Genomic DNA, 22,399 nt, shown 5'->3' with positions numbered 1-22,399 from the left:
CTGAGGTTAGAGATTGTCTCGCTAACGCTGTATACTGGTAGTTAATGTATAAATAAACAGTAATGTATTGGAAAGGTACGATGGACGCATCATTATTACTCGATGGGCTGAACGATAAACAGCGGGAAGCGGTAGCCGCGCCACTTGGTAACCTATTGATCCTTGCGGGAGCGGGGAGTGGTAAAACACGGGTGTTGGTTCATCGTATTGCTTGGCTCATGTCTGTAGAGCAAGCATCGCCATTTTCTGTTATGTCCGTAACCTTCACTAATAAGGCCGCAGCAGAAATGCGTGGTCGAATTGAAGAGTTGATGCAAGGCACAGCTTCGGGGATGTGGAACGGAACATTCCACGGTATTTGCCATCGTATTTTACGTGCTCATTACTTAGATGCTCGCCTGCCTGAAGACTTTCAGATTTTAGATTCAGAAGATCAGCAACGTTTATTGCGTCGTCTTATTAAGGCGCAAAATTTAGATGAAAAGCAGTGGCCAGCAAAACAGGCCGCATGGTGGATTAATGGTAAGAAAGACGAGGGGCTAAGACCATCTCATATTGATAGCTATCATGATCCCGTCACTAAAACATGGTTACGCATTTATTCTGTCTATCAAGAGGCATGTGACCGCGCAGGGTTAGTGGATTTTGCTGAAATTTTGCTACGTTGTCATGAGTTGCTTCGTGATAAAAAACATATCCGTGAGCACTATCAAGCGCGTTTTAAGCATATTTTGGTGGATGAGTTTCAAGATACCAACAACATTCAATACGCTTGGTTAAGAATGATGGCTAGTTCAGAGTGTAACGTCATGATTGTCGGTGATGATGATCAATCCATTTATGGATGGCGCGGTGCAAAAATTGAGAATATTCAACGTTTCCTCAATGAATTTAAACAGGCCTCGACGGTGCGTTTAGAACAAAATTACCGTTCGACAAAAAACATTTTGACAGCTGCGAACCATTTAATTGCCAATAATGTTGAGCGAATGGGTAAAGAGCTTTGGACTGATGGTAGTGATGGAGAGTTGATCTCTGTTTACTCTGCGTACAATGAATTGGACGAAGCCCGCTTTGCGGTTAACAAAATCAAAGAGTGGCAAGAAACGGGTGGAGCGTTAAAAGACTCTGCAATCTTGTACCGAAATAACGCTCAGTCTCGTGTTATGGAAGAAGCATTAATTCAAGCCGGCATGCCATATCGTATTTACGGTGGTATGCGATTCTTCGAGCGTCAGGAAATTAAAGATGCCCTTGGCTATTTACGTTTAATGTCCAATAGAAATGATGATGCGGCATTCGAACGAATCGTTAATACACCCACTCGTGGTTTAGGTGAAAAAACCCTTGAGACCATTCGTTTTGCGGCTAGAGATCGTGGGGCAACATTGTGGCAGGCAAGTACGCAACTGTTAGATGAAAAAGTGTTTGCGGGGCGAGCGGCGGGAGCATTAGGGCGTTTTGTTGAGTTGGTTAATGCCCTAGAAGATGACACCGCTAGCATGGAGTTGCACAAACAAACCGATCACATTATTAAGGCATCCGGTTTGTTTAGCATGTACCAGCAAGAAAAGGGCGAAAAAGCTCAAGCTCGTATAGAAAACTTGGAAGAATTAGTTACAGCAACACGTCAATTTGATAAGCCAGAAGAAGCGGATGAGATGAGCGATCTTACCGCGTTTTTAACTCATGCTGCTTTAGAGGCTGGTGACGGTCAAGCGGATGAGTTTGATGATGCGGTTCAGTTAATGACCTTGCATAGCGCCAAGGGGCTGGAGTTTCCTTTGGTGTTTATGGTGGGCGTAGAAGAGGGCATGTTCCCTAGTCAAATGTCCTCAGAGGAAGCGGGCCGATTAGAAGAAGAACGTAGGCTTTGTTATGTGGGAATGACACGGGCGATGCAAAAGCTCTATCTCACTTACGCAGAGATGCGTCGTTTATATGGGCAGGATAAGTTCCATAAACCTTCGCGTTTTATCAAGGAGTTACCTGAAGCTTGCACTCAAGAAGTTCGTATGAAGGCGCAAGTGAGTCGCCCAACCAATACTGGCCGATTTAGCCAAACGGTAAAACAGGAAAGCTTTAATGAAACGGGCTTTAGTTTAGGTCAAAGAGTGAAGCATCCAAAATTTGGCGAGGGCACCATCATTAATTTTGAAGGCAGCGGGGCTCAAAGCCGAGTCCAAGTAGCCTTTAATGGTGAAGGCATAAAGTGGCTTATTACCCAATATGCCAAGCTTGAAACCCTCTAATCTATCCAGTCTATTTAGCCCCAACTTACCGGTTGGGGCTTTTTTCATAGGATGTAGAAATCTTTGATACCGAGTAATAGGTTATTAACGGCAACCGCTGCCAATATCAACCCCATTACTCGGCTGATGATAGCGGCTCCTACATTGCCAATCCATTTTTGAATGTGAGTGGCGCCAAGTAATAACAGTAACGTAATCAGCAGTACAGCAAGCATCACCGCAGCGGTAATAGATTGATCTATCAGCGAATGCCTATGATTGTCCGTGAGCATGACTATCGCCATCATCGCTCCTGGTGATGCAATAGAAGGGATGGCTAATGGGTATACAGCGAGATCGGCCAGTTGTGAACGATCAATCTCTTTAGAGATTTTGCTTTCTTGATCCGGTTTGCTTTCACCAAAAATCATCGTTAAAGCAAACAACAATAGAACAAGACCTCCCGCTGCTTGAAACGCGGGGAGAGGGATCTGCATGGCTTCTAGTAATAGTTGTCCCACCAACAGGAAGAACAAAAGCACCCCAGTGGCAATGGCGACCGCTTTGAGTGCAACCAACCTGCGCTGTTGTTTGGTTAAATGGCAAGTTTGTGAAAGGTAGACAGGTACAGAGCCAATAGGGTCTATCACCGCCCATAAAACGACGAACTGAGTGACTAAGATGCTAAGCAAGAAGTTGTCTCCTAAGTATATGAAATGCGATGCATTGCAAGTATATCAGTCAGGAGAGGCGTAGCATTTAAATATTAACTTTGTTACAAAGAAAAACCCCGAGAGCTTGCGCTCTTCGGGGTTATAGTCTTACTCGCAGCAATCCGGCTACTAAGTGTGCTCCATGCATCAAATCCTTGATAGTGTGCTGTTATCCTTCAGCGTATTCCTTTTCTCGCCATCCTAGCGGTGTCCATATGACCTTATCCTGGTCTGCTAACAATCCTCGTTAGCGCACTTCACTTATTCCCTGAGCGGTGTCCCTTACATCATCCTGATGTTAAGTCCTTGCCTCATCCAGAGGTGTCCATTGTCTTTCCTTAGTAGTAACCATCCTAGTTACTAAAGCGTCCATTCAATGTCCATTTTGCTATCCATGCCGATTATTCATCCTGAGTAACCGAATCTTCATCCTGAAGAACACCTAATCCTTGGTGGTTTCCTTTTCCGTGTCAGTTTCCTTCCGACCCTTTTTATATTATGCATTTCTCAAAAATGCTCAATGGGGTAAAAGAATAAAAATACCCATTAGATAAATACCATATAACTTAAATGCTTAAAAAACAATAACTTAGAGAAAATGTACGTATTTTTTAGTGATATTTTGCTTTGATCGCTCACACTCTTGTGAGAGATCTCTTACAAAAATGTGGCGAATGTCGTTATTGTCTTATTTGTTGACGTTCTCCAATTGCGAGCCCTTCTCGTCTAGGGTCGGCAACACCGGTGAGAGTTTCACCGATTTGGATGATATGTAGCCCTGAGTTGAGGGCTTTTGAGTGGGTTTTATAGCCCCACGCTTTAAATTGTGCCTGGTGTGCTTCCGCTGCAGTGTGTTGCTCGAATTCAACAGTACCGAAGCGATTAGATATATGAGGCATGTTAATGACGGCGGATAAGGGCATTTGCCAATTTAAGTGGGCGATGAGTGCTTGAGCAACATAACCAATAATGTAACTACCACCAGGGGAGCCAATGGCTAAGTAGGGCACACCTTGTTTGAATACCAGTGTCGGTGACATGGAGGATCGCGGTCGTTTTCCCGGCGCAATGTGGTTGGCAATAATATGGCCATCTTGGTGGTGTTTGAATGAAAAATCGGTCATTTGATTATTTAATAAAAACCCTCTAACCATGATTCGAGAGCCAAATACATTTTCTATACTGCTGGTGAGGCTGACGACGTTTCCTGAAGAGTCGACAATGTTGAAATGGGTGGTTGATGGCAACTCCAAAGATTGATCATTGGCATAATGGGTTGCCACCTCCCAAGGTGGCAGTCCAGCCGTAGCTTGTGACAAAGGTTGGTCTACGGTAATTAGTGTTGAACGTTGTTTTAAGTAGCTTGAGTTGACTAACCCTAGTGAAGGTACCGAAATAAAATCACTATCGGCTAGGTATTTGGCTCTATCAGCAAAGGCGAGTTGTGTCGCATCCGCGATCACTTTATAGCTTTTTGTGTCGTTTGCTCCCCATTTTTGTAGGGGGAAGTGCTCTGATAGTTTTAATATTTGAGCAACGGCGATCCCTCCTGAGCTAGGTGGTCCCATTCCACATACTTGGTATTGCAGGTAATCAACACATATAGGCTGACGTTCGATAACGTGATAGCGCTGCAAATCCTCAGCAGAGAGGACTCCTGGATGACTAGGGTGGGCGTGAACGGCGGTAACGATATCGTTAGCAATATCGCCCTTATAGAAAGCATTTTTACCATAGGTAGCCAAAAGCTTTAATGTATTAGCGTATTCAGGGTTACGTAGAATTTGTCCTGTTTTTTTGGCGCTGCCATCGGGCTGTAAAAAATAGGCTTTGGCATTGCGATTCATCGCCAGATGTTGCTTATCTTTTTCTATTAAGCTCGCCAGTCTAGGGCTAATTTCAAATCCTTGTTCTGCTAGTGTGATTACGGGTTCCAGCAATAGTGGCCACTTAATGGAGCCTTTCTTTTTGTGTGTTTCCCAAAGTAGTTTGACGGTCCCCGGCGTCCCCACAGAAAGTCCGCTAACGACAGCATCATAGAAGGCGAGAGGTTTGCCATCTGAACCAATAAAGTGTTCAGGTTTTACCGCAAAAGGTGCGGTTTCTCTCGCGTCAAAAGTAAGTACTTGCTTATTCTTGTTGTCCCAGTAAATAAGGAAAGATCCACCGCCAATACCTGATGATTGAGGTTCAACTAAACCGAGTACTAACTGTGTAACCACCATGGCATCAATAGCATTTCCACCATCGGCCAATACTCGAGCGGCATAGCGACTGGCTATAGGGTTGGCGGTTGTTACCATCCATTGCTGGCTCTCAACGGCCGGTTTATGTTGCCACCCAGTAGCGGATTCGGGAGCGAGTTGATCGCTCACTTGGTTGGCGAAAGCGCTAAAAGGTGTAGAGCATATAAGGGAAAATAGACAAAGGGTTCGACAGAACATAATAGCGCCACACGAATTCAATAAGGTATTGAAAGCGTGGCACTTAATTTCATATTTTCAAATAACTGATGGATTTGTGGTTATGAGAGCAGTCAGTGGCTTATGGCTTGGTAAACGATAGTAAAGCCGATGATGGAAAATAATAGACAACAGACCCCATCGATATAAATGGATAGGCGAGTTAGGGCGCGTTGTACTCTCTGAGTAGATAAAGCCCAAGCGAGTGAGCAAAACCAAAATAAGGCCAAGCTCCATAGAATAAACAAAGCGGTTAACTTACCTTGTAGGGACATACTTGCCGGCACCAGCGTAGACATTAAACTGATAAAAAATACTAAGGCTTTAGGGTTTAGCAAATTGGTGGTGAGACCACGAGTAAAGGCGTGTTTTTTACTGCTAATAGTAAAATCTGCCCCTGACTTTTGGTTAGCAGAGGGAAAGCGGATGTGCTGAATGATCCCTTTAAAACCACTGATGCCTAAGTAAAGTAAATAGCTTCCTCCCATTAACTGCAATACAAAAAACAGCCCAGGATGAGAGTGCACTAAGTAACTGATGCCGGTCAGGCTTAAAATAGAGTGGATGAGTATGCCAATGGATAGACCAAAAGCGATGGCGATGCCAGTTTGTCTGCCATAGCGTGTGGAGTTTTGTACCACTAACGCAAAATCAGGCCCTGGACTCATCAGGGCAATAAAATGGATACCGGCTAGGGTGACTAGCACATGGAATTCACTCATCTATTATGCTTCCTTGCGTGCTTGATACCGTCAAAGCTAAATACCATTAATGCCAACCAAATAAAGAAGAAGGTGATCGCTTTATTGACGCTGAACTGCTCGTCATAGACGGTAATCGCTAAGATAAACATTAGGCTAGGGCCTATGTATTGGAAAAACCCTAAAGTGGATAGCTTGATGCGTGTGGCGGCCCCAGTAAAACAGAGTAGCGGAGCGGTGGTGATTAAGCCTGCGAGTACCAGTAAAAGATTAAGGTGCCAGTCGTTATTAAACAAATTGGCTGTTTGACTATGGGTAAAAAAGATCCAATAGATAAAGGCTAGGGGTAATAAGACGAGTGTTTCAATAAATAATCCTGTTTGCGCATCTAAATTGATTTTTTTACGGATCAATCCATAGGCAGCAAAACTACACGCTAATGCAAAAGAGATATACGGAATAGAACCAAAAGCGATTAATTCAATAATGACACCACATAAAGCCAGCGTCACGGCTAGCTTTTGCACTTTACGTAAGTGCTCATTAAGGAATACTACCCCTAGAATGACGTTGATAATGGGGTTGATGTAATAACCTAAACTGGCTTCAAGCATATGGTTACTGTTTACGGCCCAAATGAAGATAAGCCAATTCAAACCCACAAGAAGTGAAGACAAAAGCAAATAAATCAGCTTAGTTTTATTTTTTAATATCTCTCGAAAAGAGTGCCATCCCTGACCAAAGTGAATCAGACCCGCCAATAGAAAAAATGACCATACAATGCGGTGTATCAAAATTTCTATAGCAGGAACGGAGCTTAACGCCTTGAAATATATAGGGGCTATACCCCACATGGTGTAGGCCATGATGGCGAATATGATACCTTGTCGAGTGCGTTGCTGAGCTTGATAGTCCATTGATTCCCTGGATACTGGCAGTAAAAGGGCAGAGTATAGAGAGCGTAGTGAGCAAGAGCCAGTAAAATGCGGTTTCCATCCTAAATCATCCCCATTACAATGTAGCGCTCTGAAGTTCACTAGTTGCAGGTAATACACCTATATGTCCGCCCATTTGTCTATTACCGAGAGATCCGATACACAAACCACCGCACAAAGTGTGTTGGAAGACGTATTTGGGTATAAGGCGTTTCGTGAGGGACAGCAAGAGGTGGTGGATGCCGCGTTATCGGGGCGAGACTCTTTAGTTATTATGCCTACCGGTGGTGGTAAATCTTTGTGTTACCAGGTGCCAATGCTGGTGGCTCCGGGGATGGGGTTGGTGATCTCACCTCTTATTTCTTTAATGAAAGATCAGGTCGATCAATTGAAAGCCAATGGCGTAGCTGCGGAGTGTATAAACTCTAGTATGACTAGAGAGGCACTGCTATCTGTATACAATCGTATGCATCAGGGCAAAATCAAACTGATCTATGTTTCTCCAGAGCGTGTGTTAATGCGCGATTTTATGGAGCGACTGCAACACCTAACCATTAATCTTATTGCCATTGATGAGGCTCATTGTATCTCGCAATGGGGACATGATTTTAGACCAGAATATGCAGCATTAGGTCAGCTAAAACAAAGGTTTAGTCAAGTGCCTTTTATGGCGCTGACGGCCACTGCCGATGATACGACACGTCTTGATATCAATACGCGGCTACAACTCAACAACCCTTTATCCTATTTGGGAAGCTTCGATAGACCTAATATACGCTATACCTTAGTGGAGAAGGCGAAACCTGTAGCGCAAGTGATTCGTTATCTCGCGACTCAAAAAGGTCAGTGCGGCATCATATATTGCGGTAGTCGCAAAAAAGTCGAAATGTTGACGGAAAAACTGTGTAATAACAGCATTCGCGCTATGGGATACCATGCCGGTATGGAAGCGGACGAACGAGCCTATGTGCAAGAAGCTTTTCAAAAAGACGATATCCAGATTGTGGTAGCGACAGTGGCATTTGGTATGGGGATCAATAAGCCCAATGTTCGTTTTGTGGTGCATTTTGATATTCCAAGAAACATTGAATCGTACTATCAAGAAACAGGCCGCGCAGGGCGAGATGGTTTACCTGCAGAAGCTATGACTCTTTATGATCCCTCTGATATTAACTGGCTACGACGCATGTTGGATGAAAAAGAGGATGAGCAGCAGAAAAAAGTAGAGATGCATAAGCTCAATGCCATGAGTGCTTTTGCAGAAGCTCAAACGTGTCGTCGCCAAGTGTTATTACATTACTTTGGCGAGTATAGAGAAAAGGCCTGTGGTAACTGCGATATCTGCATAGATCCACCAAAAACATTTGATGGAACAGAAGCCGCACAAAAAGCCTTATCTTGTGTTTATCGCGTCAACCAATCTTTTGGTATGGGGTATGTCACCGAGGTATTGCGAGGGATGCAAAACATCCGTATTCGTGAAAATGGCCATGACAAATTAACTACCTATGGTATTGGGCGCGAACATAGCCATGATTATTGGGTGAGTATTATGCGTCAGTTAGTCCATAAAGGGCTATTAACGCAAAATATAGCCCGCAACTCGACTTTGCAACTGACTGAAGAAGCTCGGCCATTATTACGTGGTCAAATGGATCTTGAGTTGGCAGTACCAAGGCTTGATTTGACGGTGTCTTCTAAGTCAGACAAGCATGTAGCGAAACATTACGATAAAAAGCTATTTGCTAAATTACGTAACTTGCGTAAACGAGTAGCGGATGAAGAGGGTTTACCTCCTTACGTGGTGTTTAACGATGCCACCTTAATTGATATGGCCGATATATTACCTACTTCCTATGGTGAAATGCTTGCTGTTAATGGCGTGGGGCAGCGTAAACTTGATAAATATGCAGATGCATTTCTCGATTTAATTCAGGAGCACATTACCGGTGTCTAGATTTTCTGTTCGTTATTTTGATAAACCCAACGCGCGATTATCGCTGATCTCTCCATTTTTTGATCATGATACCTTTCCTATTATTGGTCTTGAGTTTGTTGAGCTTATTAGTGGTAAAGTGCTAGAGAAACAGCAAGATGCCGATCTTCACTCATGGTTAATTGATTTTGAAGGTTGTCAGTTAATGCTTCGTGCTGAGCATTATAGTGAATCTATGTGGTTAGAAGCATTGTCTGTAGAGCAGTCTCAAGCGGAACTGCAATTTTTAGCCAATTTGATCAGCAAAGGAATGTAACTGTCATCGCAATAAGTCACCATTTAACGTCGATGATTAAGGTTTCACATGAAACTTTAGTACTGTTCATCTATTGCGCAATTTAATGGGTTATGTATAATTCTGAGCCCGCCAATTTGGTGGGTTTTATATTTTGAGATGAAGCAACGTGCTTCGAATGGGTTCCCTCGCCCCCATCTACTAAAAAGGTACAGTATGAACCGTTTTGATCCATCGCAACTGCGTAAAGCGCTATTTTTCTTAGCGTCATTCCACCTGATTATTATTGCTTCGAGCAATTACCTCGTTCAGTTACCGTTTACCGTGTTTGGTTTCCATACCACTTGGGGCGCGTTTACTTTTCCATTTGTCTTTTTAGCTACAGACCTTACCGTGCGTATTTTTGGTGCTGCATTGGCGCGTCAAATTATCTTTTTAGTCATGCTGCCATCTTTGGTGGTGTCCTATTTATTATCGGTTATCTTTTATGAAGGTCAGTTTCAAGGTTTAGCCCCTTTAGCTGAGTTTAATTTGTTTGTCGCGAGAATAGCGATTGCCTCGTTTATGGCGTATTTACTTGGACAAATTTTAGATGTGCATGTATTTAACCGTCTTCGTCAAATGAAGCAGTGGTGGATTGCTCCAACATGTTCAACCTTATTTGGTAATGCATTAGATACATTGGCATTCTTCGCTATTGCCTTTTACAACAGCCCAGATGCATTTATGGCGCAGCATTGGCAAGAAATAGCCGTAGTCGATTACTTGTTTAAATTAGTGATTAGCTTAGGTCTGTTTGTGCCTATGTATGGTGTGTTGCTCAATTACTTAATTAGAAAGCTTACCGAAAGGTCCCAACAGAGTATTGCTACGCAGGCTTAATGGATTTTTCGTAATAAGAGCGCCAGATTGGCGCTCTTTTTTTTGCTGTGGCCAAAGTTTAATGCTGGGAGCAGAATGCTTCCCAAAGCCGATAGGCTTCTGTAGTGGCTTGTTGTTTATCTTTCAATTTAGTAAACAACACTACCGCTAGGGAGGCGACAACATGGTTGGCCATTTGTTGTTTGTCTGCCGTTGTTGTACCTAGGGGGCAAAGGTTAGGTGTGGTAATTTGTTCGTTGTACATCTCTTTCCAGTAATGAGCTTGTAAGCACTTACTATCGCTGGTCCATATGGTTTGGCTTACTCTCGGGTTATATTCAGACTCTCCAGATACCCCTTTAAAAGAAGCTACTGAGCAATTAGATCGCCCTATGTTGGTTTCTATTGCCGCATGAAGCTCCTGAAACCCAGGGTGAAAACTTCCTCTAATACCATATTTTGCACCGCCGGGATTTAACCCTCTCACAACCGTATTCATGGGAGTGCGTAAGCCGTAGCGCTTTTTCCAATTCAGCATTTTTTCAGCGGTAGGGGCAAAGCTTGCTAATGGTAGGTAAGCAATCCCTGATGCTGTAATAAGTCGTTCTGCATCGGGAATATTCGTTGCAGTTTCAATGTGCAGTTGTTGCAAGTAGTGCTGGGTATGAACTCTATCAGAACCGGAGTCTAAGTGACCGTGGAGCAGCACTTTGTATCCAGCCTTGGCCAGTATAGAGGCCGCTAATAGATTCCAAGGAAGTCCTTGTTGCTGACCGTTGGAATCAAGTTTGCTTTTCTTTCCTGCATAACAAGGCCAGTCGATATCAACGGTGATTTTTGCTAGGCGCTGGTGGAAGGCTTTAGTAAATCCTGCAATTTCGGCTGCTGTTTCATTATTCACACGGATCAGCATCATGAGCATTGCCATTTGATCATCGTCGATCTTATCGTCGAGGTATTGATCCATGACTTGGTAGGCTTGATCAAAAGAGAGTGGTTTACGGCCTCTTTCCCCTCGACCAACGCAGCGAATGCACTCTAAAATTATGCTCATTAATGAAGCTCTCCTTGCTAGTTGGATATAAGGCTTTTATAAGATGATATGCCCTATAATCCATTGTGTGTAAAAAAGCCCAGCAAGTTGTGCTGGGCTGATTAATAAATTATATCTGCTTGATGTGCAAAGGCCAGTTTTGATCACTTTGCCGATGAGCCTCTATTTCTAGTTCTGCCACCGTTAAGGGGTTTGCTTGGCACCAATGGGCATCAATACTTAAGCATAACTCTTTGCCTTGAGCATTAAGGCTGACATGAGGCTGTAGACGGATATTACGTCGGTGAGTAAGGAGTACTGACAACCTTAGGATCCTAAGAATATTTTCTGCACTTTGGCGACTGACTGCTTGTTGTTCGGGCAAAGCAGAAAAAGCGTCTTTATAGCGCAGGGTGACCTCGGCCAGTAAGTTTTTTTGAGCTCGTGTATAGCCAGGTAAGTCGAGATTTTTTAGCAGATAAGCGTTGTGTTGCCCTGCTTTTTTGAAATCTATAGTGAGACCGATTTCATGCAGTTGAGCTGCCGCTTGTAATAAATCCATTGCCACCGGTTCTGGCAAAAAGTGGTCACCACATTGATTTACAAGCTTAATGGCGGTTTGTGACACTTGCTGTGCGTAATCTTGATCAAGTTGAAAACGTTGTTGAATACTGGCTTGCGTGCGCAGTCGAATGTCTTCTTGATGCAACTGTTTGATCATTTCATAGACCATACCTTCGCGAAGGGCACCCCCAGCTAAAGTCATTTCATCAATATTTAATAATTCAAATATGGCCAGTAAAATAGATAAGCCACTAGGAAAGACCAGGGCTCTTTCTAGGGTTAACCCTTCAATTTCTAACTCTTCTAATGCACTGGCGCGCATGGCTTGCTTTTGTAGACGCTTCAATTTGGCGTGAGTAATAACCTCATCCATACCTTGCGCTAACATGATCTCTTGTAATGCTTGAACAGTGCCACTTGCCCCAACACACATATCCCATCCTTGTTCAGTATATTGTTCAAGTACGGGGGATAAGGTTTGTTTGGCGGCTTGAATGGCGTTGTTAAAGTTGTGTGCGGATAATTGTCGATCACTAAAGTGTTGTTCTAGCCAAGTGACACAGCCCATTTGCAGGCTATGTAAGACCTTAGCATCAAAGCCTTTACCTATTATCAACTCAGTACTGGCACCGCCAATATCAACCACTAGGCGCTTTCCTTTGCCACCAGATGTGTGTGCAACACCTTTATAGATGGTTGCCGCTTCTTCTATACCTGAAATGACTTGGATATTTTTGCCGAGAATTTGATTTGCTTTTGCTAAAAACAGATCAATATTGGTCGCTACTCGCAGTGTTGCGGTACCCACAATTCGAATATTTTGCTCTGGAATGTCTTGTAAGCGTTCGGCAAACAGAGACAAACAGTCCCATCCTCTTTGCATCGCTTCCTGACTTAACGCGTTATTGCTGTCTAATCCAGCGGCTAAACGAACTTTGCGTTTAATCTTTGCCATAGTACGAACACTGCCATGGACGTGTTTAACCACGAGCATATGAAAACTGTTCGAGCCAAGGTCAATGGCGGCATAAAGAGGAGATGAGTCTGTCATAACCAGATTAGTTATTCCCTGATGGCTTGTTGTATGGTCTTGGTGAGCGGTTGCGTCGCTGATTATTATTGCGACCCTGAGGCTTACCACCTTGACGACGATGAGTTGTAGAACGCTGTAGACGAATTGGTTTCGGCAGTTCTTGAATTAATGCGTCAGTGTCATAATCTGAAGAAGGAATCGAGTGGCCGATATATTCTTCTATGGCAGGCAAGTTGATGGCGTATTCTTCACAAGCAAAGCTGATCGAATTACCATATTCACCGGCACGTCCAGTACGACCGATACGGTGAACATAATCTTCACTGTCATCCGGTAGATCGTAGTTAAATACATGAGTAACCAGTGGAATGTGCAGACCACGAGCGGCAACGTCAGTGGCGACCAAGAAATCCAACTCACCTGAAGTAAATTGCTCTAGGATACGCTCACGTTTTTTCTGTGGTACATCACCAGTTAACAGACCAACACGGTGCTCATCAGCGGCTAAATAACCCCAAACTTGCTCACATTTGTATTTAGTGTTGGCAAAGATGATGGCTTTTTCTGGCCAGTCTTGCTCGATAAGCGTTAAGAGTAGAGCCATTTTATCTTCGTTAGAAGGTTGGAACAGCTCTTCCTTAATACGAACATTCGTGCGGCGTTCAGGCTCCACTTCCACATGCTCTGGATTGTTCATGTGTTCAAAGGCTAGCTCTTGCACGCGATAAGATAGCGTGGCAGAGAACAGCATGTTCAAACGGTCTTTTGGTTCCGGCATACGGCGGAATAAAAAGCGAATGTCTTTAATAAAACCAAGGTCAAACATTCGGTCAGCTTCATCCAGGACAACAGCCTGAATATGATTAAGATTAAAGGCTTTTTGTTTGAAAAAGTCGATAATGCGGCCACAAGTGCCAATGAGGATATCAACACCCTGTTGCATCTCATTTAGCTGCTTGTCATAGCTCTCACCGCCATAAGCAAGGGCTGCTTTGATGCCTGTATGTGCAATCAAAGATTCAGCATCACGGTGGATCTGAATCGCTAACTCACGTGTAGGGGCCATAATAATGGCCCGTGGTTGGTTCACTGCTCGAGACTCATCGGCAGGGTTTTTTAGTAGGTAATCAAAAGTAGCGGTTAGAAAGGCTAAAGTTTTACCAGTACCCGTCTGAGCTTGCCCCGCAATGTCTTGGCCAGTGAGCAGTACTGGCAGCGCTAACGCTTGAATCGGAGTACAATACTCAAATCCTTTTGCTTGCAACCCAGCAATAATATTAGGGTGCAAATCGAAGTCGGCGAATTTATGCTCTGTGATGTGTGTCTTTTTCATGACTATAGAATATCAGCTTACGCTTGCATTAAGAAAGGAAATCCATTCCAATAGGCAATCTAATTGCTGATAATCATCGAATCGGCAACAGAATATTGATTTGGAGCTAAAGATGAGCGATAAGATTTTGCAGCTTTCTGACGACGGTTTTGAAAGCGATGTAATTAAAGCTGCAGGCCCTGTGCTAGTAGATTTTTGGGCTGAATGGTGTGGTCCTTGTAAAATGATTGCGCCGATTTTGAATGAAATTTCTCAAGAGTATGCTGATAAGCTTACTATCGGTAAGCTAAATATCGATCACAACCCAGACACGCCACCAAAATATGGCATTCGTGGTATCCCAACATTATTGCTGTTTAAAGATGGTAATATGGTGGCAACAAAGGTTGGCGCATTGTCCAAGACTCAACTTAAAGAGTTCTTAGACGCAAACCTTTAAAATAAGAAAGCAAAATAACCGTGTATTTTTTCATACACGGTTTTGTTTTTTCCATAAGGTAGACTAGGCTTGTTTTTAGTGCTAGTTTATTGCACGTAAATTAAACAATTATTCATTTCTTGGTCGATCCTGAGACCAAATCTCTCTTAACTAACACATACAGATCCTATTTTGACTACTAAATCTACTAATACAAAGACCACCACAAAATCGAATTCAAAATCGACCACTATGAACCTGACTGAATTAAAAAACAGACCGGTCTCAGACTTAGTGAAGCTTGGTGAAAGCCTTGGTCTTGAGAACCTTGCTAGGTTGAGAAAACAGGACATCATTTTTTCTACGCTAAAAGCGCATGCAAAAAGTGGTGAAGATATCTTTGGTGATGGCGTTCTAGAAATTCTACAAGATGGATTTGGTTTTCTGCGCAGCTCAGATAGCTCATATTTGGCTGGCCCAGATGACATTTATGTCTCACCAAGTCAGATCCGTCGTTTTAACTTGCGTACAGGCGATAGCATTGCCGGGAAAATTCGTCCACCGAAAGATGGTGAGCGATACTTCGCCTTATTGAAGGTGAACACGGTTAACCATGACAAGCCTGATAACGCTCGTAACAAGATATTATTTGAAAACTTGACGCCACTGCATGCGAATGAACGCATGACTATGGAAGTGGGTAATGGCGCAACAGAAGATATTACGGCCCGTATCCTAGATTTAGCATCGCCAATTGGTAAAGGTCAACGTGGCCTAATTGTTGCTCCGCCAAAAGCGGGTAAGACAATGTTGCTACAAAACATTGCACAAAGCATTGCACGCAACCACCCAGAGTGTGAGTTGATGGTTTTGCTTATTGATGAGCGTCCAGAAGAAGTAACCGAGATGCAACGCCTTGTACAAGGTGAAGTTATCGCTTCTACATTTGATGAGCCAGCATCTCGCCACGTACAGGTGGCTGAAATGGTGATTGAGAAAGCCAAGCGTTTAGTGGAGCACAAGAAAGATGTGGTTATCTTACTTGATTCAATTACTCGTCTTGCTCGTGCTTATAACACGGTAATTCCATCATCTGGTAAAGTGTTGACTGGTGGTGTGGATGCTAATGCATTACATCGTCCAAAACGTTTCTTCGGTGCGGCTCGTAACGTTGAAGAAGGCGGAAGCTTAACTATCATTGCTACAGCGCTTGTTGATACTGGTTCCAAAATGGACGAAGTTATCTATGAAGAGTTTAAAGGTACAGGTAACATGGAACTGCACCTTAATCGTAAGATTGCTGAAAAACGTGTCTTCCCTGCGATTGATTTTAATCGTTCTGGTACGCGTCGTGAGGAACTACTTACTAAAGCAGACGAACTACAGAAAATGTGGATCTTACGTAAAATTGTTCATCCTATGGGTGAAACGGATGCAATGGAATTCTTAATTGATAAGTTGGCTATGACCAAAACCAACAATGAGTTCTTTGATGCAATGAGACGTCAATAAAAGGGCTCTGTAGGATTCCTTATTGATTAATCAGAGCGTATCATTCGCCACCTAATCAGGTGGCGTTTTGTTCATTACAATATACTAAGCCAGGAAGGCATGATATTAATCACAGTAAGTAGATGATTCGTTATTTACTACGGTTGGTATAACAATTACAGGAAGTAAGAGTATGCATAAAAAGCTACTGGCTACCTTGCTAGCCGCCATGCTGAGTTGCTCATTTGCAGTACAAGCAATTGATCTAAGTGTTCAGAAAAAACAGCAAATGCTTGCAGACTCTCAATCTCAAGACATCGCTAAACAAATTGTATCTCTTGCCTTTTCTGGCCAATCCGATGAAGCGAATTTTCGTTTACTTCGCGTTAAACAACCGGAACAAGAGGTGGTTAGATACCTAGTAATAAAAACCATTTCAGATCGCCATCCTGAATATACATCTGATCTTGCCGTTTTTGTGGATACACAACGTAAAGTCGTTCCTTCTCTACGAATTGTTGACCAAGGGGAGGGCTTTCGATTCAGCTCTCCAGCGTTTTCCTATCAACAACGTGCGCAGCGTCTCATTGACAGTTGGAAGCTTAACGATCAAGAAATCGAACTCTATATCGGTGTGGAAAATGAAAAGTTAGCGTTACGAACATGGCTAACTGAAGATCCAGAGCTTTCATCGCAAAGAGAAAAGCTACTCATCGACAATGTGGATAAATTTTCGCCACAAGCACTCAATTTTCTTATAGACCAAATTACAGATGAAAATGTAGTGTCGTGGTTACCTAGCTCTGACGTTATGGTGGCTATGGCGACGGTTTCACGCAACCCACACCTATACAGCTTACTGTGGAAGATGAAGGCGGGCAACGCTCAAAGTCGGGAACTTGAAAGGCTAGGGCAAGACGGAAGTGATTTTTCCATCCAACAGCTCATACTCGCCAGTGAAAACCCATCTTTGAATAAGCGCAGCTTGCAGCTACTCGCAAAATATGCGCCCGCTTCACAGCATGCTGATGATTTTCTCGTCTCAAGAATGGCCAATCAAAATGATGCCAAAGTGATTACTACTAGTATCGAAGCGTATGGATATGGTCGTTGGTTTAACGAGTGGGTGACCGAGCACCCAGAACTGCTTAAACGCTAAATTTGTTCGCGGAAGCCTTGTTGCTTTTTGATATACTGTATCAATATTTTTAGGCGAAACGGACTGTTATGAGCTGCAAAGACTTGCGAGATTTTATTGCGCTTTTAGAAAAAGAAGGGCAATTAAAGCGCATATCCCACCCTGTTGATCCCCATTATGAGATGACGGAAATCAGTGACCGCACGTTACGTGCTGGTGGCCCAGCTCTGTTATTTGAAAACCCTATTGGTTATAGCATGCCCGTATTAACCAATCTATTTGGCACGTCGAAAAGAGTCGCTCTAGGTATGGGGCGTCAACAAGTCAGTGATTTGCGAGAAGTAGGCAAGTTATTGGCCTATCTAAAAGAGCCTGAGCCACCCAAAGGCTTTAAAGATGCGCTAGATAAGCTACCTGTATTTAAGCAGGTGTTAAATATGCCCGCAAAACGATTGCGCAGAGCAAAATGCCAAGAAATTATTTGGCAAGGGGATGACGTCGATCTTGATCAGCTTCCGGTTATGAGCTGTTGGGCGGGTGACGTAGCACCATTATTGACCTGGGGTCTGACCATAACTAAAGGTCCCAACCAAAAAAGACAAAACTTAGGTATCTATCGTCAGCAGAAGCTGAGTAAAAACAAAGTCATCATGCGCTGGCTGGCTCATCGAGGGGGGGCATTAGACTTGCGAGATTGGGTTGCCGCAAATCCAGGTAAGCCTTTTCCTGTCTCCGTAGCCTTTGGTGCCGATCCTGCCACCATCCTTGGGGCCGTGACACCAGTGCCAGATTCATTGTCAGAATATGCTTTTGCCGGTCTATTACGCGGTAGTAAAACTGAGGTGATTAAATCTATAAGTAATGACTTAGATGTACCTGCAGGAGCTGAAATTGTACTTGAAGGTTATATTGACCCTAATGAATTTGCCGATGAAGGTCCGTACGGGGATCATACGGGCTATTACAACGAAGTAGAAAGTCATAACGTGTTTACCATTACGCACATCACTATGCGTAAAGACCCTATTTATCACAGTACCTATACGGGGCGTCCACCTGACGAACCTGCCGTGTTAGGGGTGGCTTTGAACGAAGTCTTTGTGCCTATTTTACAAAAGCAATTTCCAGAGATTGAAGATTTCTATCTCCCCCCTGAAGGGTGTTCCTACCGAATGGCCGTAGTGACAATGAAGAAGCAATATCCCGGACATGCTAAGCGCGTCATGATGGGAGTGTGGTCTTTTCTGCGTCAGTTTATGTATACCAAATATGTTGTTGTTTGTGATGAAACCATCAATGCCCGAGATTGGCAGCAAGTTATTGGTGCTATGACCGAGCATATGCAACCTAAGCGCGATATAGTAATGATAGAGAACACCCCTATTGACTCTTTGGATTTTGCATCCCCTGTGGTGGGGTTAGGCTCAAAGATGGGACTCGATGCCACGATAAAGTGGCCGGCGGAGTTAGCGGTATTCAATGAGCAACCTATAGCAATGTCACCATTGAGTGAGCATCAAATACAGCAGACTAGCCAATCATTGAAACAGCAACACGCTTGCATTGTGGATTGTTATCTTCCTGCGGAAGCACAACATGGCGGTATGGCAATTGTATCAATAGCCAAGCAGCAGGAACACCAGGGCAGTAATATCATCAAGGCAACGTTAGCAGCGTTCTCTAAATACCGCGCAATTAAGTTTGTTATCGTTTGCGACGAAGACGTCAATATCCGAGATTGGAATGATGTTATTTGGGCCATTACCACTCGTATGGATCCTGCTCGTGATTCGCAGTTTTTTGATGGCGCACAATCACAATTAGGTATTGATGCAACTAATAAGATCGGCAGTGAGGCGAGTCGAGAGTGGGGCAGGCCAATACACAAAGATAAACAACTTGTTGCTCGTGTTGACCAATTTTGGGATAAGCTCGAGATATTATGACCTATAAGGTAAAGCTTTTACTTAGCGGAATCACATTTGAAACGCAACAGCAGCAGACAATATTGGATGCCGCTCTTGCGCAAAATATAGCATTTCCAAATCGTTGCCAGGTGGGAGCATGTGGTATGTGCTTATGCCGCCTAAAGACCGGTACGATAGAGTATCAGTTGCAACCAATGCTGACAGAGAAAGAGCAAGCTCAAGGTTGGGTATTTGCTTGTCAGGCGTATGCCACTACAGATTTAGTACTTACTTTTGAAGAGTAAGAAACAGAGGAAGATATGACCGTTCGTTGTAAAGTAAAGTCGATTGAGCCACTCGCTAGCAACACTTTTCGTGTATTGCTTCATCCCGAAACACCAGTAGAGTTTAAAGCGGGCCAGTATTTGATGGTTATAATGGGAGAGAAAGATAAACGCCCATTTTCTATTGCGAGTAGCCCATGTCGTCATGCTGGAGAGTTGGAGCTGCATATTGGGGCAGCAGAAGAAAACGCCTATGCACTAGAAGTAGTGAATCGTATGCAAGAAGCGCTGAATAGTGATGGTGAAATTGCTATTGATGCCCCGCATGGTGACGCGCACCTTCAGCAAAGCGAGCGTTCTTTACTATTAATTGCTGGTGGTACAGGCTTTAGTTATGTTCGTTCTATCCTGGATCACTGCATCAGTCAAAATATCAATAACTCGATTCACCTATACTGGGGAGCAAGAACAAAATCTCAGCTGTATGCGTTTGAAGAGTTAATTGATCTTGATGTACAACATGACAATATTCATTTTGTCCCAGTAATAGAAAACGATGAAAGGTTATGGACTGGTAAAAAAGGGAATGTACTGCAAGCTGTTATGGCAGACTTTAAAGATTTATCAGAATACGATATTTATATTGCTGGCCGATTTGAAATGGCTGGCAGTGCTAGAGAGCAATTTATCTTTAATAAAAAAGCCAAAGTAGAGCAAATTTATTCTGATGCATTTGCTTTTCTATAAATAGTTTAAAAAACACCCTAAACACAAACAAACAGCCTGCTTTTTAAGCAGGCTGTTTGTTTATTGAGCGTAAAGAAAAGAACTGGCAAATATATTAAAAAAAGCCTTGCCAATGTAACTAGTATCTCTATAATGCGCCCCACTGACACGGCAACAGCGGCAACGCTTCGTAGCAAATCAGTAGGCTAACTAGCCGAACCATTTGAATTTAACTTCACTTAGAAAATTAAATTCAAAAAGTGTTTGACACTGAGGTTCAAAACGCTAGAATGGCCGTCCGCTTTGAGATGTACCTCACAAAGGAAGCATCAAAAGCACGCTCTTTAACAATTTAAACCTATCAATCTGTGTGGGCACTCGTTGATGATAATCGAAAAGATTTATCAATGAACTGAGTGACCAAAATCAAATTGGAAATCAGCCTTGAGCTGTTTTGTTTTACTTTTTTAAAAGTGAAAACCAATAAGAGCACAGTCAATTCATTATCGTTCTGTTGGAACGATAATAGCTTTAAAATTACTTCTTACTTTCGAGTAAGGAACAGTTTTGAAGTCAGTATTCATTGAGCCGTTCTTCGGAACACAAAAACTTTAATTGAAGAGTTTGATCATGGCTCAGATTGAACGCTGGCGGCAGGCCTAACACATGCAAGTCGAGCGGAAACGACAACATTGACCCTTCGGGTGATTTGTTGGACGTCGAGCGGCGGACGGGTGAGTAATGCCTGGGAAATTGCCCTGATGTGGGGGATAACTATTGGAAACGATAGCTAATACCGCATGACGTCTACGGACCAAAGAGGGGGACCTTCGGGCCTCTCGCTTCAGGATATGCCCAGGTGGGATTAGCTAGTTGGTGAGGTAATGGCTCACCAAGGCGACGATCCCTAGCTGGTCTGAGAGGATGATCAGCCACACTGGAACTGAGACACGGTCCAGACTCCTACGGGAGGCAGCAGTGGGGAATATTGCACAATGGGCGCAAGCCTGATGCAGCCATGCCGCGTGTATGAAGAAGGCCTTCGGGTTGTAAAGTACTTTCAGTCGTGAGGAAGGCATATAAGTTAATAGCTTATGTGTTTGACGTTAGCGACAGAAGAAGCACCGGCTAACTCCGTGCCAGCAGCCGCGGTAATACGGAGGGTGCGAGCGTTAATCGGAATTACTGGGCGTAAAGCGCATGCAGGTGGTTTGTTAAGTCAGATGTGAAAGCCCGGGGCTCAACCTCGGAACCGCATTTGAAACTGGCAGGCTAGAGTACTGTAGAGGGGGGTAGAATTTCAGGTGTAGCGGTGAAATGCGTAGAGATCTGAAGGAATACCAGTGGCGAAGGCGGCCCCCTGGACAGATACTGACACTCAGATGCGAAAGCGTGGGGAGCAAACAGGATTAGATACCCTGGTAGTCCACGCCGTAAACGATGTCTACTTGGAGGTTGTGGCCTTGAGCCGTGGCTTTCGGAGCTAACGCGTTAAGTAGACCGCCTGGGGAGTACGGTCGCAAGATTAAAACTCAAATGAATTGACGGGGGCCCGCACAAGCGGTGGAGCATGTGGTTTAATTCGATGCAACGCGAAGAACCTTACCTACTCTTGACATCCAGAGAACTTTTCAGAGATGAATTGGTGCCTTCGGGAACTCTGAGACAGGTGCTGCATGGCTGTCGTCAGCTCGTGTTGTGAAATGTTGGGTTAAGTCCCGCAACGAGCGCAACCCTTATCCTTGTTTGCCAGCACGTAATGGTGGGAACTCCAGGGAGACTGCCGGTGATAAACCGGAGGAAGGTGGGGACGACGTCAAGTCATCATGGCCCTTACGAGTAGGGCTACACACGTGCTACAATGGCGCATACAGAGGGCGGCCAACCAGCGATGGTGAGCGAATCCCAAAAAGTGCGTCGTAGTCCGGATTGGAGTCTGCAACTCGACTCCATGAAGTCGGAATCGCTAGTAATCGTGAATCAGAATGTCACGGTGAATACGTTCCCGGGCCTTGTACACACCGCCCGTCACACCATGGGAGTGGGCTGCAAAAGAAGTGGGTAGTTTAACCTTCGGGAGGACGCTCACCACTTTGTGGTTCATGACTGGGGTGAAGTCGTAACAAGGTAGCCCTAGGGGAACCTGGGGCTGGATCACCTCCTTATACGATGATTGCTCACGATGAGTGTCCACACAGATTGATATGGTTTAGAAAGTTAGAGCAGGAAACTTCCAGATGGGGCTATAGCTCAGCTGGGAGAGCGCCTCGCTGGCAGCGAGGAGGTCTGCGGTTCGATCCCGCATAGCTCCACCATCTTTAAGTGTTTTTGTTCTTTT

Annotated in this window: 17 protein-coding genes, 1 tRNA gene and 1 rRNA gene; 12 read left to right on the top strand and 7 right to left on the bottom strand. The window is 43.9% G+C overall.

Going from position 1 to position 22,399, the window contains the following annotated elements; translation table 11 throughout:
• Positions 1-80 precede the first annotated feature (80 nt).
• Positions 81-2,252 carry a DNA helicase II gene (gene uvrD / locus OCU56_RS12655; protein WP_261873516.1) on the top strand — a complete coding sequence of 724 codons (2,172 nt, stop codon included), beginning with the start codon at positions 81-83 and terminating at the stop codon, positions 2,250-2,252.
• 44 nt (positions 2,253-2,296) lie between these two features.
• Here uvrD and OCU56_RS12650 read toward each other — a convergent pair whose 3' ends face one another.
• From OCU56_RS12650 to rarD, 4 genes are all read right to left on the bottom strand, one after another.
• Complete coding sequence (locus OCU56_RS12650; RefSeq protein WP_261873515.1) at positions 2,297-2,923, bottom strand: MarC family protein; 627 nt, start codon at positions 2,921-2,923, stop codon at positions 2,297-2,299.
• A 701-nt stretch (positions 2,924-3,624) separates the two neighbouring features.
• Positions 3,625-5,388, bottom strand: coding sequence for a gamma-glutamyltransferase (gene ggt, locus OCU56_RS12645; protein WP_261873514.1), 1,764 nt, complete (start codon positions 5,386-5,388; stop codon positions 3,625-3,627).
• Between the two features lie 92 nt (positions 5,389-5,480).
• Positions 5,481-6,128, bottom strand: a complete 648-nt coding sequence (locus tag OCU56_RS12640) for a LysE family translocator (protein WP_261873513.1) — start codon at positions 6,126-6,128, stop codon at positions 5,481-5,483.
• Complete coding sequence (gene rarD / locus OCU56_RS12635) at positions 6,125-7,024, bottom strand: EamA family transporter RarD (protein WP_261873512.1); 900 nt, start codon at positions 7,022-7,024, stop codon at positions 6,125-6,127. The genes OCU56_RS12640 and rarD overlap by 4 nt, the downstream gene beginning before the upstream one ends.
• Before the next feature lie 142 nt (positions 7,025-7,166).
• On the opposite strand from rarD, the gene recQ reads away from it, so the two are divergent.
• From recQ to OCU56_RS12620, 3 genes are all read left to right on the top strand, one after another.
• Positions 7,167-8,999, top strand: a complete 1,833-nt coding sequence (gene recQ / locus OCU56_RS12630; protein WP_261873511.1) for an ATP-dependent DNA helicase RecQ — start codon at positions 7,167-7,169, stop codon at positions 8,997-8,999.
• Positions 8,992-9,294, top strand: coding sequence for a DUF3630 family protein (locus tag OCU56_RS12625; RefSeq protein ID WP_261873510.1), 303 nt, complete (start codon positions 8,992-8,994; stop codon positions 9,292-9,294). Before recQ ends, OCU56_RS12625 begins: the two co-directional genes overlap by 8 nt.
• A gap of 195 nt (positions 9,295-9,489) precedes the next feature.
• A complete protein-coding gene (locus OCU56_RS12620) occupies positions 9,490-10,155 on the top strand; it encodes a 7-cyano-7-deazaguanine/7-aminomethyl-7-deazaguanine transporter (RefSeq protein ID WP_261873509.1) in 666 nt (221 codons plus the stop codon).
• Between the two features lie 58 nt (positions 10,156-10,213).
• Here the strand turns inward: OCU56_RS12620 and OCU56_RS12615 are convergent, their stop codons facing one another.
• From OCU56_RS12615 to rhlB, 3 genes are all read right to left on the bottom strand, one after another.
• Complete coding sequence (locus tag OCU56_RS12615; RefSeq protein ID WP_261873508.1) at positions 10,214-11,188, bottom strand: glycosyl transferase family protein; 975 nt, start codon at positions 11,186-11,188, stop codon at positions 10,214-10,216.
• A 109-nt stretch (positions 11,189-11,297) separates the two neighbouring features.
• Positions 11,298-12,782: a guanosine-5'-triphosphate,3'-diphosphate diphosphatase gene (gppA, locus tag OCU56_RS12610; RefSeq protein WP_261873507.1), complete on the bottom strand. Its 1,485-nt coding sequence runs from the start codon at positions 12,780-12,782 to the stop codon at positions 11,298-11,300.
• Between the two features lie 7 nt (positions 12,783-12,789).
• Complete coding sequence (gene rhlB, locus OCU56_RS12605) at positions 12,790-14,097, bottom strand: ATP-dependent RNA helicase RhlB (RefSeq protein WP_261873506.1); 1,308 nt, start codon at positions 14,095-14,097, stop codon at positions 12,790-12,792.
• Between the two features lie 112 nt (positions 14,098-14,209).
• On the opposite strand from rhlB, the gene trxA reads away from it, so the two are divergent.
• The 8 genes from trxA to OCU56_RS12565 all read left to right on the top strand — a co-directional run bounded on the left by trxA (position 14,210) and on the right by OCU56_RS12565 (position 22,376).
• Positions 14,210-14,536 carry a thioredoxin TrxA gene (gene trxA / locus OCU56_RS12600; RefSeq protein ID WP_261873505.1) on the top strand — a complete coding sequence of 109 codons (327 nt, stop codon included), beginning with the start codon at positions 14,210-14,212 and terminating at the stop codon, positions 14,534-14,536.
• Between the two features lie 231 nt (positions 14,537-14,767).
• Positions 14,768-16,027 carry a transcription termination factor Rho gene (gene rho / locus OCU56_RS12595; protein ID WP_068698612.1) on the top strand — a complete coding sequence of 420 codons (1,260 nt, stop codon included), beginning with the start codon at positions 14,768-14,770 and terminating at the stop codon, positions 16,025-16,027.
• A 172-nt stretch (positions 16,028-16,199) separates the two neighbouring features.
• The gene (locus tag OCU56_RS12590) at positions 16,200-17,165 is read left to right on the top strand and encodes a hypothetical protein (RefSeq protein WP_261873504.1); all 966 of its coding nucleotides are present in this window, start codon (positions 16,200-16,202) and stop codon (positions 17,163-17,165) included.
• A 68-nt stretch (positions 17,166-17,233) separates the two neighbouring features.
• Complete coding sequence (gene ubiD / locus OCU56_RS12585) at positions 17,234-19,090, top strand: 4-hydroxy-3-polyprenylbenzoate decarboxylase (RefSeq protein WP_261873503.1); 1,857 nt, start codon at positions 17,234-17,236, stop codon at positions 19,088-19,090.
• Positions 19,087-19,356: a 2Fe-2S iron-sulfur cluster-binding protein gene (locus OCU56_RS12580; RefSeq protein WP_261873502.1), complete on the top strand. Its 270-nt coding sequence runs from the start codon at positions 19,087-19,089 to the stop codon at positions 19,354-19,356. The genes ubiD and OCU56_RS12580 overlap by 4 nt, the downstream gene beginning before the upstream one ends.
• A 15-nt stretch (positions 19,357-19,371) precedes the next feature.
• On the top strand, positions 19,372-20,082 hold the full coding sequence (gene fre, locus OCU56_RS12575) for an NAD(P)H-flavin reductase (RefSeq protein WP_261873501.1): 711 nt from the start codon (positions 19,372-19,374) through the stop codon (positions 20,080-20,082).
• 591 nt (positions 20,083-20,673) lie between these two features.
• Positions 20,674-22,226, top strand: a 16S ribosomal RNA gene (locus OCU56_RS12570).
• A 74-nt stretch (positions 22,227-22,300) separates the two neighbouring features.
• A tRNA-Ala gene (locus OCU56_RS12565) sits at positions 22,301-22,376 on the top strand.
• Positions 22,377-22,399: the final 23 nt, after the last annotated feature.

Origin of the sequence: Vibrio rarus, from assembly GCF_024347075.1 — a bacterium.
In the GTDB taxonomy this organism is placed as follows: domain Bacteria; phylum Pseudomonadota; class Gammaproteobacteria; order Enterobacterales; family Vibrionaceae; genus Vibrio; species Vibrio rarus.
Note: the sequence above shows the minus strand (reverse complement) of the source record. Positions and strands in the feature narration are given on the sequence as shown.